The sequence below is a fragment of the Paraburkholderia caffeinilytica genome, from assembly GCF_046030355.1.
Taxonomy (GTDB): domain Bacteria; phylum Pseudomonadota; class Gammaproteobacteria; order Burkholderiales; family Burkholderiaceae; genus Paraburkholderia; species Paraburkholderia caffeinilytica_B.
Window position 1 is genome coordinate 24555 of sequence record NZ_JAQQCQ010000002.1, and the last position, 12044, is coordinate 36598.

At 63.7% G+C, this 12044-nt stretch carries 11 protein-coding genes and 1 riboswitch; of the genes, 4 read left to right on the forward strand and 7 right to left on the reverse strand.

What is annotated here, in order from left to right:
- Positions 1 to 117 precede the first annotated feature (117 nt).
- From cobU to PQQ95_RS02500, 4 genes are read left to right on the forward strand one after another with little or no spacing between them, the layout of a single operon-like run.
- Complete coding sequence (gene cobU, locus PQQ95_RS02485) at positions 118 to 672, forward strand: bifunctional adenosylcobinamide kinase/adenosylcobinamide-phosphate guanylyltransferase (RefSeq protein ID WP_408434595.1); 555 nt, start codon at positions 118 to 120, stop codon at positions 670 to 672.
- Positions 672 to 1607 carry an adenosylcobinamide-phosphate synthase CbiB gene (gene cbiB / locus PQQ95_RS02490; RefSeq protein ID WP_408434598.1) on the forward strand — a complete coding sequence of 312 codons (936 nt, stop codon included), beginning with the start codon at positions 672 to 674 and terminating at the stop codon, positions 1605 to 1607. The genes cobU and cbiB overlap by 1 nt, the downstream gene beginning before the upstream one ends.
- The gene (cobD, locus tag PQQ95_RS02495) at positions 1600 to 2649 is read left to right on the forward strand and encodes a threonine-phosphate decarboxylase CobD (protein ID WP_408434601.1); all 1050 of its coding nucleotides are present in this window, start codon (positions 1600 to 1602) and stop codon (positions 2647 to 2649) included. Before cbiB ends, cobD begins: the two co-directional genes overlap by 8 nt.
- Positions 2646 to 3557, forward strand: a complete 912-nt coding sequence (locus PQQ95_RS02500) for a cobalamin-binding protein (protein ID WP_408434604.1) — start codon at positions 2646 to 2648, stop codon at positions 3555 to 3557. The genes cobD and PQQ95_RS02500 overlap by 4 nt, the downstream gene beginning before the upstream one ends.
- Positions 3558 to 3593: 36 nt before the next feature.
- Here PQQ95_RS02500 and PQQ95_RS02505 read toward each other — a convergent pair whose 3' ends face one another.
- From PQQ95_RS02505 to PQQ95_RS02535, 7 genes are all read right to left on the reverse strand, one after another.
- Positions 3594 to 5009, reverse strand: coding sequence for a Fic family protein (locus tag PQQ95_RS02505; RefSeq protein WP_408434607.1), 1416 nt, complete (start codon positions 5007 to 5009; stop codon positions 3594 to 3596).
- A gap of 204 nt (positions 5010 to 5213) precedes the next feature.
- The gene (gene cobC, locus PQQ95_RS02510) at positions 5214 to 5804 is read right to left on the reverse strand and encodes an alpha-ribazole phosphatase (protein WP_408434610.1); all 591 of its coding nucleotides are present in this window, start codon (positions 5802 to 5804) and stop codon (positions 5214 to 5216) included.
- A complete protein-coding gene (locus PQQ95_RS02515; protein WP_408435309.1) occupies positions 5789 to 6565 on the reverse strand; it encodes an adenosylcobinamide-GDP ribazoletransferase in 777 nt (258 codons plus the stop codon). The genes cobC and PQQ95_RS02515 overlap by 16 nt, the downstream gene beginning before the upstream one ends.
- Before the next feature lie 63 nt (positions 6566 to 6628).
- Positions 6629 to 7690, reverse strand: a complete 1062-nt coding sequence (gene cobT, locus PQQ95_RS02520; RefSeq protein WP_408434613.1) for a nicotinate-nucleotide--dimethylbenzimidazole phosphoribosyltransferase — start codon at positions 7688 to 7690, stop codon at positions 6629 to 6631.
- Between the two features lie 37 nt (positions 7691 to 7727).
- Positions 7728 to 8585 (reverse strand): ABC transporter ATP-binding protein, encoded by an 858-nt coding sequence (locus PQQ95_RS02525; protein ID WP_408434616.1) that lies wholly within the window; start codon positions 8583 to 8585, stop codon positions 7728 to 7730.
- Complete coding sequence (locus PQQ95_RS02530; protein WP_408434619.1) at positions 8582 to 9637, reverse strand: FecCD family ABC transporter permease; 1056 nt, start codon at positions 9635 to 9637, stop codon at positions 8582 to 8584. The genes PQQ95_RS02525 and PQQ95_RS02530 overlap by 4 nt, the downstream gene beginning before the upstream one ends.
- 27 nt (positions 9638 to 9664) lie before the next feature.
- Positions 9665 to 11581 carry a TonB-dependent receptor domain-containing protein gene (locus tag PQQ95_RS02535; protein WP_408434622.1) on the reverse strand — a complete coding sequence of 639 codons (1917 nt, stop codon included), beginning with the start codon at positions 11579 to 11581 and terminating at the stop codon, positions 9665 to 9667.
- A 91-nt stretch (positions 11582 to 11672) separates the two neighbouring features.
- Positions 11673 to 11929, reverse strand: a riboswitch (cobalamin riboswitch).
- Between the last annotated feature and the right edge of the window lie 115 nt (positions 11930 to 12044).

Sequence of the window (12044 nt, forward strand, 5' to 3'; positions counted from 1 at the left end):
GGCACAGGTACGGCGTCATGCGGGTTCGAAGTGGTGGTCACGGAATATTGGGTTCGGCGGTAAACGCAGCATTATCCCATCGTGCCGCCACGCGCTGCACGCCGGTACAATCACGCGATGATTCCCCGCGACCTCACCTTCGTTCTCGGCGGCGCCCGCTCGGGCAAGAGCGTGCATGCCGAACAACTGGCGAACGACAGCGCGCTCCCCGTCACGTACATCGCCACCGCGCGCGCGGCCGATGACGCCGAATTCAGCGCGCGCATCGCGCATCATCGCGAGCGGCGTCCGGCGCACTGGGCGTTGCATGAAGCAGACGTCGACCTTGCCGGCGCTGTCACGCAATTCGACGCGCCCGGTCACTGCATTCTGATCGACTGCCTGACGCTGTGGCTCGCCAACCTGCTGTGCCCACCTGATGGCGACGGCTTGCCGGTCGATCACTATCACGCGCACTTCGCCGCTTTCGAAGCGGCGCTCATTACCGCCAGAGGCAAGATCATCGTGGTCAGCAATGAAATCGGCCTGGGCGTGGTGCCGCTCGGCGCGGAAACACGCCTCTATGTCGACGAACTCGGCCGGCTCAATCAGCGCATCGCCGCGTTGAGCACCCAGGTCACGATGATGGTCGCGGGCTTGCCGCTCGCCTTGAAAACAGCGGGCGGCGCGTGATGCTGTCGCTGCCTCTGATCGTCACGCTGGCGACGGCGGGCGTCGCCGTCGACCGTTGGCTCGGCGAGCCGCGCACCGCGCATCCGCTGGTCGGCTTCGGCAAATGGGCGCTGCGCCTCGAAACGCGCTACAACACCGGCCGGCGCTTGCGTCTCAAGGGGCTGCTCGCCTGGTCGCTGGCGGTGATGCCGCCGGTGCTGATCGCCTGGTGGCTCGTCTCCGTGCTGCCGTTTTTTGCGGCCTGTGCGGTACATGTCGTCTTGCTGTGGTTCGCGCTCGGCGCGCGCAGTCTGCACGATCACATTGCGCCGATCGCCGAGGCGTTGGCACGGCGAGATCTGGCACAAGCCCGTCTCCTGACCTCGCGCATCGTATCGCGCGAAACCACGCATGCCGACGAAGCGGCGCTGTCGCGCGCCGCCGTCGAATCGGCGCTCGAAAACGGCAACGACGCCATCTTCGGCGCGCTATTCTGGTTCGCGATCGCGGGCGGTCCGGGTGCGTTGGGGTTTCGTCTGGCCAACACGCTCGACGCCATGTGGGGCTATCGCACGCCGCGCTATTTGCGCTTCGGCTGGGCCGCCGCGCGCATCGACGACGTGCTCAACTGGATTCCCGCGCGCCTCACCGCGGCGAGCTACGCGTTGCTCGGCGATACGCGCACCGCGCTGCACTGCTGGCGCGAACAGGCGCCGCGTTGGGACAGCCCGAATGCCGGGCCGGTCATGGCCTCGGGCGCGGGCAGTCTGAACGTATTGATCGGCGGCCCCGCGATGTATCACGGCGAGCTCGAACACAGGCCGACGCTCGGCTTCGGACATCCCGCAAAGGCTACGCACGTCACGGCCGCGTTGATGCTGGTCGAACGGACGGTCATTCTCTGGCTGGCGGTACTGATCGTGCTGGCGTTGCTGAGTGTGCCCTTTCATGGTTGATCGAAAGGCTGGCCACAGGAGCGATGCCGGCGCCGCGCTTCACGCCGGGGATCAGGCCGTGGTTCACGGCGGCAATCTGCACGAAGCGGCTGAGCGTTATGGCATTCCGTACGCGCAATGGCTCGATCTGTCGACGGGCATCAATCCACACGGCTATCCGGTGCCGCCGGTTCCCGCCGATGCGTGGCGCCGCCTGCCGGACGACGGCGACGGTTTTGCCGCCTGTGCCGCGCGCTACTATGCTGCGCCCGATGCCGCGCATGTGCTGCCCGTAGCAGGGAGCCAGGCAGCGATTCGCGCGCTGCCGTCACTTTTACCACGCGCTCAGGTCGGCATCGCGCCGCTCACGTACGGCGAATATGCACCCGCATTCGAGCGTGCTGGACACGAGGTCTTGCCGCTGGATGTGTCCTGGGACACGTTGCCCGACGCGCTCACTCATGTGGTCGTCGTGAATCCTAACAACCCGACCGCCGAGCATCTAAGCGCAGGCAAGCTGCTGCACTGGCATGCGCAACTCGCCGCACGCGGCGGCACGCTGCTGATCGACGAGGCCTTTGCCGATACGATGCCCTCGGCGTCGCTCGCGGCCAATACCTATCGCGACGGGTTGATCGTGCTACGTTCGCCGGGAAAATTCTTTGGACTCGCCGGCGTTCGCGCGGGCTTCGTACTCGGCGCGCCGGCTTTGCTCGACGCATTGCGTCGTACGCTCGGCGCGTGGACGGTTAGCGGTCCGGCTCGCCATGCCGTCAAAGCCGCGTTTGAAGACGTGGCGTGGCAGCAGCAGATGCGTACGCGCCTCGATACCGAAAGCGCCCGTCTGGTGAGTCTGTTGCATGCACACGGTTTCGCCATGCACAGCACGCCGCTCTTCGCGTGGACCGACGATGCGCGCGCCGCCGCGCTGCATGAAGCGTTAGCGCAACACGGCGTGTGGACACGCCTCTTTACGGCATCGGGCAGCGTGCGTTTCGGGCTGCCTGCAAGCGACACAGAATGGGCCCGCTTTGAAGAGAGTCTGCGCGAGGCGGTCCGATGATTCGACTCTCACGCTTCGTCGTCGCCACGGCATTTTTTGCAAGCACGCTGCACGCGCACGCCGCCATCACCGTCACGGACGACACCGGCGCAACCGTCACGCTGCCCGCTCCCGCACAACGCGTTATCAGTCTCGCGCCGCACGTGACCGAACTGCTGTACGCCGCGGGCGGCGGCGCGAAACTGGTCGGCGCCGTGTCCTATAGCGACTATCCGCCCGCAGCGAAGCAACTGCCGCGCGTCGGCGACAACAAGGCGCTCGACCTCGAACGGATCGTCGCATTGAAGCCCGATCTGATCGTCGTGTGGCGGCATGGCAATGCGCAGCGCCAGCTCGATCGTCTTCGCGAGATGCATGTGCCGCTGTTCTTCAGCGAGCCGCATCGTCTCGACGACGTTGCCGTGTCGCTGACGAAGCTCGGTCAGTTGCTCGGCACCTCGCCGACTGCCGATGCCGCAGCAGCAGCGTACCGTCAGGACATCGCACGATTGCGCACGCAGTATGCAAGCCGGCCGCCTGTCAGCGTGTTCTATCAGGTGTGGGATCAGCCATTGATGACGCTCAACGGCGAACATATGGTCAGCGATGTAATTGCGCTATGCGGCGGCCGCAATGTGTTTGCGACACTCGAGCCGTTGGTGCCGACCGTCTCGACTGAAGCAGTGCTCGCGGCGAATCCGGAAGCAATCGTCACCGCAGCCCCCGGCGCAACCAAACCGGACACAACCTTGCCGCAACTCGACACATGGCGCGCGTGGCCGAGTCTCAAAGCCGTGGCGGACAACAATCTGTTCGCCATCGACGGCGATCTGATCAACCGGCCGGCACCTCGGATCGCGCAAGGGGCGAAGCAAATGTGCGAAGACCTTGAAATAGCGCGCTCGCGGAGGAAGAACGGCGCGCCGTGATGCCGTGGCGAAAGTCGTGAAGCAGGCAGCACCGCGTTAATGCGAAACGGCGTCCGCCCGCTTGAACGGCCAGCGCTCGAATTCGGAAAGCCGCAACCGATAACGCGCGACATTGCCCAGATAGAGTTGATCGAGATCGGACTGGATCGCGTCGACGAACAAAGATACCTCCGCCGCATCCACCCAATTCTGCGCAAGCGTTTCAATCTCGCCGCGCGTACCGGCTAGGCTACCGCGGATCACCTCCTGCACCACCTGTATCAACGCATTGCGGTACTTGAGGCGAAACGCGTCCGGTTCGCCGATCGACTGCCGAATCGCCAGATAGCGCTGACACGAGCGCTCGTACGCCCAGATGAAAACGTCGCGCAACAACTCGACGCGATTGACCTCATACACCCCAAGCGTCCCGTCGACATAGGCCTTTTCGGGAACGTCGATAAACGATAGCGGACACAGATTCTGCCGGATCAGCGGGATATTCGCGGTCAGACGCGAGACCCGTTTGTTGACGTCTTCGAACGGCTGCAGATAAGGCAGGTGCACCATGCTGAAGAAAGCCTGCTCGAAGGGATCGTCGATCTGGGCGGCCTTGTTCAACACCGCCTCAAAACATTCCGCGATTTGCTGCGGCACCGCGAGCGGAAAAAATACGGTGCCGCTGATCTCCACTTCGCGCGCGCGCAAACGGCCACTGGCAAACGGGTCGGACATCAGGTTGTCGGAAAGAATCGCGTGAAGGTTCAGTACGGTGAATCTGTTGAAGCCGACTTCGTCCGCGCTCTCGACGATCATTTCGATCGCGGCCTTGTGATTCAGGATCATCTGCGTTTCCTGGGCGTCCTTGCCTTCCGCAATGTGCCCTTGCTCGATCAGCCGCACGGTGTCGAGCCGTGTGTAAGTATTGCCCTCGAGCCGCGACGACGCCCACGACAAATCGATCAGAAGCCGGCTCATGATGTCGCGTGCGTATGTGCCGGCCGGCCGTACATCCGCTGACGTGCGGCCCCATTCATGCAGGCGTTCACGCTGCGCTTGCGATAGATACGCGTCCTGATTCGGACGATAGCGTTCGAGAAACGCACGGTTATAGCCGACCGGCCGGCGCTCGTGCAGCGGCCTGTTCACGTCCGCGCGCACCTCGAGGCCCGCGCTCGATACGGGCACGTAGGCCTCGCCGGAAGTGCTTGCGCCAGCCATACCCTGTGCGGGGAAAACAGCCGTGCCTGGCGCGGCAGCCTGCTTGTAGGCCACCGCCCGGCCGGCACCTTCGGAAACGATCCGGCCCGCTTCGAGCAATACGTCGAGACGACGTTGCAGCGTGCGGCGTTGCATGGGATGGCGGCGCGTGGCAAGTGCCGCGGCCAGCGCACGAACGCCTCGCCCTTCGGCGCTTGCCCCGATGAGCTGCTCGATCAGATCCAATTCCTGCCTGATGCCACTACTGTTCATGCACGCCACCTCTTGCCAATGTGTCGCGATAAATCCTAATCGCGACACTTTTTCATGACATTGTGGCACAAATAGCGTGAATCGCGACACTTTTTACGTCTTAAAGTGTCGCGATTTTTATTTTCGCGACAAATTTCCTGAAAAAGTGTCACGAATAGGGTGGGACTGACGCAATTCGCGGACTGCAGGGACCCAACCCTTCCCTCACACATTCCATCTCACCAACGACCACTTCTGCGTCTCATCATCCCGGCGCAGCCAGACAATCCCTGCCATCTCCAGTGACCAGCGCAGACAGCTTTCCAGCGGCACGTCCAGCACCAGCGAAGCGATCACCCGCATGACGCCGGCATGGGTGACCACATATGCAGGCGACAACTCTCGCGTCTGCGCAAACGCGTCGAACCACGCCCGCACCCGCGCGACGAATTGCGCGACGCTCTCGCCGCCATGCGCACGCGCGTGCTCGAAGTTGGCCGCCCAGGCGTCGAGCAATTCGCGATCGATCGCGTCCCAACGCTGCTCCTCCCAATCGCCGAAATTCATTTCCTTCAGACGATCGTCATGGCTGAGCGCACAACCGAAATCGTTCGCCATGACCGCGGCGAGGGTCGCGCAACGCGTCAACGGGCTCGACATCAGCACACGCGGCGGTGGTATCTGCAAGGTTGCCAACTTCAGCGCAAGAGCACTCGCCGACACCTCGACGTTCTCGGCAAGCGGCACGTCGCTGTGGCCGTAGCACACTCCCGAATCGAGCGCGACGGCCGGATGACGAATCAGGACGATATCCATGCGAGCCCCACAAGGTAGATGCTCAGTTCAAAGATCTGTTGCGCGAAGCCGAGGCAGTCACCGGTATAGCCGGCGATGCGTCTGACGAAATAGCGGCCGAGTGCAAAGCGCAGTGCCGCCAGTACGGCGAGCGTTACGCAGGCGAAGCGCCAATTCGGCGAATCCAGCAGGTTCGGCCAGAACAACAGCGGCAAACCGAACGTCGCTGCGCAGAGCAACGCGGGGCCGCTCAGGCGCTGCGCAACCGGTTTGGCTTTGCCTTCGGCGCGCACGTAATCGAGTGTGGCCAGATAGCTGATGGCGAACACACGGCTCGCGGCATGCGCTGCAATCATCAGACTTGCGGCGCGCATCGGCGGCAACGCGGTGAGCGTTTGCCACTTCAGTGCTAGCGCAATCACGAGCGCGATGGCGCCGAAAGCGCCGATGCGCGAGTCATGCATGATGCGCAACACGTCCTCGCGCGTATAGGCGCCACCGAACGCATCGACACAATCGGCAAGTCCGTCCTCGTGAAACGCACCCGTGACGAGAAGCGACGCCAGCATCGACAGCAGCACCGCCACGCCCGCCGGAAAGACATGCAAGGCCGCGAGATAAACCAGCGCGCTCAATCCACCGACCAATAGACCGACGAGCGGAAAATAACGCGCGGCCGCATTCAGATAGTGCGGCTCATAGCCGACCCAGCGCGGCACCGGCACGCGCGTGAAATAGCCGAGTGCCGTGAAGAAATAGCGGAGTTCGGCGAGCGGATTCATGAGCAAACCGGACGCACGCTTCCGCATGACTGCGTTTCGCAGAAAAGCGCCTTGTATGACGGATCAGACATCGCGATTCGCGACACCGGCCGATTCGAAGCTCGCCATCTCGTTCACGAACGCCACCGCCGCGCGCAGCAGCGGCACGGCGAGTACCGCGCCCGTTCCTTCGCCGAGACGCATATCGAGCGAGAGCAATGGCAGCGCACCGAAATGATCGAGCATGCGCCGATGCCCCGCCTCGTTCGACGCATGTGCGAACACGCAATACTCGCGCACGTTCTGCGCGAATGCGTCGGCCACCAGCAATGCCGAGGTCGCGATGAAACCGTCGACGAGGATCGTCATACGCGCTTGTGCGGCCGCGAGATACGCGCCCGTCATCATGGCGATTTCGAAGCCGCCAAAGGTGGCGAGCACGTTGAGCGGATCATTGGAAACGGCATGATGCGCGAGCGCGGAGGCGAGTACGTTGCGCTTTTTCGCAAGCCCTGCGTTGTCGAGGCCGGTCCCGCGGCCGACGCATTCGTCGATCGGCACACCGCACAGGCGGCTCATGATGCACGCGGCCGACGACGTATTCGCAATGCCCATCTCGCCGAAGCCGATCACATTGGTGCCGAGCGCCGCGTGATGCCGCACGCGAGCCGCGCCCGCCTGCATCGCGGCAAGCGCCTGTTCGTGCGTCATGGCGGGTTCATGCGCGAAGTTGCGCGTGCCGGCCGCGACGGGAATGTCGATGAGACCGTCGGTCGACGGCAGCGGCGTCGCAACGCCTGCGTTGACCACTTCGAGCTCGACACCCGACACGCGGCTCAAGGCATTGATCGCCGCGCCGCCGGCGAGAAAGTTGGCGACCATTTGCGCGGTCACCGCTTGCGGATAAGGACTCACGCCTTCCTGCGCAATTCCGTGGTCACCGGCGAACACGATCATCGCCGGACGTTCGACCGTGGGATGCGTCGTACGCTGGATCAGCCCCATCTGGCGCGCAAGCGTTTCCAGCCGCCCAAGACTGCCGGGCGGCTTGGTCTTGGTATCGATGATGTGTTGCAGTTCGGCGCGCAGCGTTTGATCGAGCGGTTCGACCTCGGTCAATCCCGGCAAACCTGGCAAAGAAGTCATAGACGTGTCTGAAAAAGAGAGTGTTTTTATAAACCGCTTAGCCTGCCGGTGTGTCATCAGCCGCAGTCAATTCGTGACGCGAACGCGGCGCGGGAATCAACGCTTCATGCTCACCGTCGCGAATCAGAATCAACGGATAGCCGAACGCACGGCTCGTCAGCGTGGGCGTCAGCACGTCGTGCACCGGCCCGGCATACGCGCCGCCGTTGCCGTCGAGCAGCAGCGCATGCGTCGCGAAGCGGCGCGCGAGGTTCAGGTCGTGGCACGAAAACATTACTGTACGCCGAGGCTTGCGTGTCCAGGCGGTCAGCGCCTCGAGACAATCGATCTGGTGATGCAGATCCAGATGCGAGAGCGGTTCGTCGAGCAGCAACAACGGTGCGTCCTGGCACAATACCCCCGCGAGAGCAACGCGTTGACGTTCGCCGCCCGAAAGCGACAGCACGTCGCGCGCGGCGAATGCGGCGAGGCCCAGGACATCCAGCGCGGCATGCGCCGCAGCACGATCGGCCTCGCCTTCCCAACCCCAGCCGGTCAGATGCGGAAAGCGGTTCAGCATCACGATGTCCAGCACACTCGCGCTGAAGGCGTCCGCCGCGCTTTGCGGCATCAGCGCGCGACGCTGCGCGAGCGGCAACGGCTGCCAGTCGGCGAGACGCACGCCGTCGAGTTCGACATGACCCGCAAACGGCTGCGCCAGACCGGCGAGCGTGGATAGCAAGGTCGTCTTGCCCGCGCCGTTAGGCCCGGCGATACACCAGATCTCGCCGGCGTAAAACGTATGCGTGAAGGCGTCGAGCAAGGTGCGCATGCCTGCACGCAAGGTCAGGCGTTGCACGCTAAGCGCCGGATGCGGGGCGTTCTGGGCGTTGTATGCGTTGTGTGCGTTCATCATCGGCGCCTGCGCAACAGCATCCACAGAAACACCGGCACGCCGACGATCGACGTGATTACACCGACCGGCAATTGAGCCGGCGCAATCACGGTACGTGCGATCAAGTCCGCGCCCATCACCGCGACACCGCCGCCGAGCGCCGCCGCCGGCAGCAACATGCGCTGATCGTTGCCGAACGCGAGCCGCAGCATATGCGGCACCACCAGGCCGACAAAACCGATCGTGCCCGCCGTGGTCACCGCCGCAGCCGCCGCCAGCGACGCCGCCAGATACACGCGCAAGCGCAGCGGCATCACGGCGACGCCAAGCGCCTGCGCGGCGGCGTCGCCGCGCAGCAGCACGTTCAGACGCGGCGCAGCAGGCACGATCGCCACCAGCACGACGACGAGCGCGGCGAGCGCCGTCCACGGCATCGCGCCGCCGTTGAGGTCGCCGGTCAGCCAGAACAGCATGCCACGCAGACGATTGTCCGGCGCAAGATTGAGCAACAGGGTAATGACGGCGCCCCAGCCGGCCGCGATCACCGCGCCGGTCAGCAGCAAACGCGGCGACGTATCCTGCGGCTCACCGCGCCACAACTCGCGGCGTGCGAGGCCGAGCACCAGCAGAATCGACACGAAGGCGCCGGCAAATGCGCTGGCGTCGACGATCCACCACGCGCAACCGGCGATCATCGAGACCAGCGCGAATGTCGCCGCCCCGCCCGACACGCCCAATACGTAGGGTTCGGCCAACGGGTTGCGCAACAGCACTTGCAGCAGCGCACCGGCCAGCGCAAGCAACGCGCCGCACGCGAAGCCGGCCAGCGCGCGCGGCAAACGCAGCGTGCGCACGATCTCGCCCGCCAGATCGCCGGACTCGACATGCGACGCGTGCGAAGGCAGCAGCGCCGCCAGCACGCGCGCAGGCGCGAGCGATACGCTGCCGAGCGCGAGCGACGCCATCAGCACAACCAGTGCGATTGCCGCGAGCACGAGCCAGATCGCGGCCGCGCGCTTCGCGCTCATCACGCGCAACGGGGTCGTGGGCAGCGGGCTCGAGCTGCGGTTCATCGGCGCGTTCTCATGCAGGTACGCGCGTCATTGCTGCTGCCATCCGACCGTGACATACGCACCGCGTCGCGGCGAGTTATACGAATAGGCCGTTTCATAGTCCTTGTTCAACAGGTTCTGGATCTGCGCGGCGACGTACCACGCCTTCGTGATGTTGTAGCGCGCGGATAGATTCACCACCCCGTAGCCACCCAGCGTGCCGCTGCTATCTTCACGCGCGCCGCTGACGATCCATTCGCCGCCGACCCGCCACCCGGCAATGCTGCGGTTCACCGCCAGCGACGCGAAGCGCCGCGCACGCCGCACGAGATCGGTATCGCTATCGAGGTCGACGGGATTTTGCAGCGTCACTGACGCGCGCACATCCGTCTTGCCCACATGGCCGCTCCACGATCCTTCGAGCCCCTGCACCTTGGCATGGCCGACGTTTTCAGCCAGATAGATGCCGGGCGTAACCTGTTCGTAGTCGATCAGATTCGAATAGCGCGTCTGGAACGCGCTCAGGCGCATCACGCCAAGCGCGTTCGATGCGTACTGCAACGCAGCTTCGATCGAATGGCTGCGCTCCGGCTGGATCGACGGATTGCCGCTGTACGGATAGTACAGATCGTCGAAACTCGGCGCGCGAAATGAATCCGAATAGCTTGCAGTCGCCTTCCAATGCTCGGTGATGTCGAAACCGTAGCCGAGATAGTAACTGTTCGCCCCGCCGAAATCGGAATACTGATCGCGCCGCACATTGGCCTGAATCTGATTGCGCCCAAAGCGCCCCGTGTAACCGACAAAGCCCGAGTCCACATGCCGGTCGGGCGCGGCGAACGTATCCGAGTCGAGGCTCTGATCCAGATGCTCATAGCCGACCTGCAGTTTCTGCTGCGCGGCAAGCGCGAAATCGTTTTGCCATGTGTACTGGCGATTGTCGGTATCGAAGCGGCCGTTGTAGACGCCGTTGGTATTCGACACGCTGCGGTCGTCGCCTTCGGAAACGATGAAGTGCGTGGCCCACCAATCGGTCAGCTTGCCGTTAGCGAACACCGACACCTGGCGCACCTTGCTATACAGGTTGTTCAGATCGGTCGGCACACCGTACGCGTTGTCGTAGCTGTTATTGCCGTTCGACTGGAAATACGTGACGCCCGCGTCCCATTTGTCGTTGAACTTGTGACGCAGCGAAGCCGAGATGCTTTCGTTCAGATAGCCGTTCGCGTTCGGATTCGCGCCGGGCGCCTGTGACGGATTGAGCGAGGAGAATCCATCGTCTTTCGAGCGCGCGAGCGAAATGCTGAAGGTCGTGTTGCCGTCTTTGTCCAGCGCGCCGTTTACACCGGCTTGCTGTGTCTGCGCGTGATAGCTGCCATAGCCCACCGAAAAATTGAAACGCGGCGGATGGTCGCCACCGTCTTTGGTGAATACCTGCACCACGCCGCCGATTGCACCCGAACCGTATAACGCGGACACGTTGCCATTCACTACTTCGACATGATCGATCTGGTCGAGCGGAATCTGCGCGAGTTGCGACGTGCCGAGACTCACCGAATCGACTCGCACGCCGTCGATCAGCACAAGCGATTGCGTCGACGAAGCGCCGCGCAGAAACAGGCTCGCAGTGGAACCTGGCCCACCGGTGCGCGAAATCTGCGCGCCGGGTGCGAGTTGCAGCAGACCGGGCAAATCGGTCGCACTCGTATCGGCGATGTCCTGCTGGTCGAATAGCGTGGTCTGCGGGATCGCATCGGCAAGCGGTTGCGGCCCGCGCTCCGCGGTGACGACAACGGGCGACAGCACCGTGGATGACGAACCGGCCGAGCCCGTATCGGCAGAGGCAGAGGCAGCGGAAGACGAAGATGAAGACGGCAACGCAGAAGACGCAGCAGCTTGAGCATGCACGACGAGCGGCAGGCTCGCAAAGGCGAGCAACGCCGCGCGAGCGATGGGGGACAGCATGGGATGATATTCCTGTGGATAGCGTGCGCGGCCCGCTTCCCCGCAGGCCGATGCGTAACGAGGCGCCCGCGCTGTTTTACGTTTGCGCGGGGACGACCCTCTCTCTCTGGCCGGTATCCGGGCTGGCGACACATCGATCCCGCCTTCCCACGCATGACGCGCAGTGGCACACTCGCGTGTTCAGCTTCAAACACGCGATCAGGATCGACCTGCATGACGAATGCGGTCGCTTACCGTTGCGGGGGCAGCGCAGGTTCGCGCGCTCAGGCGAGGCACGCGCCCTGCTTCCCGTTTAACTGCGCGCACTGTGGAAAAGCGCGCGCGGGCACCAGAGTGCGGCAAGTTTAGGAGCGGCCTTCAGGTCCGTCAAGAATGGTTAATCCGTGCGCAAACCGTTCTGTTAAGTGCAGGTTATTGTCCGATGCGCGCGTCGTTTTTCATCGTATGGTCGATAAAAGCCTGC

What these genes read in the sequence shown, in the direction of transcription:
- cobU (WP_408434595.1), top strand. Translation starts at nt 118, where the DNA reads ATGATTCCCCGCGACCTCACCTTCGTTCTCGGCGGCGCCCGCTCGGGC.
- cbiB (WP_408434598.1), top strand. Translation starts at nt 672, where the DNA reads ATGCTGTCGCTGCCTCTGATCGTCACGCTGGCGACGGCGGGCGTCGCC.
- cobD (WP_408434601.1), top strand. Translation starts at nt 1,600, where the DNA reads ATGGTTGATCGAAAGGCTGGCCACAGGAGCGATGCCGGCGCCGCGCTT.
- PQQ95_RS02500 (WP_408434604.1), top strand. Translation starts at nt 2,646, where the DNA reads ATGATTCGACTCTCACGCTTCGTCGTCGCCACGGCATTTTTTGCAAGC.
- PQQ95_RS02505 (WP_408434607.1), bottom strand. Translation starts at nt 5,009, where the DNA reads ATGAACAGTAGTGGCATCAGGCAGGAATTGGATCTGATCGAGCAGCTC.
- cobC (WP_408434610.1), bottom strand. Translation starts at nt 5,804, where the DNA reads ATGGATATCGTCCTGATTCGTCATCCGGCCGTCGCGCTCGATTCGGGA.
- PQQ95_RS02515 (WP_408435309.1), bottom strand. Translation starts at nt 6,565, where the DNA reads ATGAATCCGCTCGCCGAACTCCGCTATTTCTTCACGGCACTCGGCTAT.
- cobT (WP_408434613.1), bottom strand. Translation starts at nt 7,690, where the DNA reads ATGACTTCTTTGCCAGGTTTGCCGGGATTGACCGAGGTCGAACCGCTC.
- PQQ95_RS02525 (WP_408434616.1), bottom strand. Translation starts at nt 8,585, where the DNA reads ATGATGAACGCACACAACGCATACAACGCCCAGAACGCCCCGCATCCG.
- PQQ95_RS02530 (WP_408434619.1), bottom strand. Translation starts at nt 9,637, where the DNA reads ATGAACCGCAGCTCGAGCCCGCTGCCCACGACCCCGTTGCGCGTGATG.
- PQQ95_RS02535 (WP_408434622.1), bottom strand. Translation starts at nt 11,581, where the DNA reads ATGCTGTCCCCCATCGCTCGCGCGGCGTTGCTCGCCTTTGCGAGCCTG.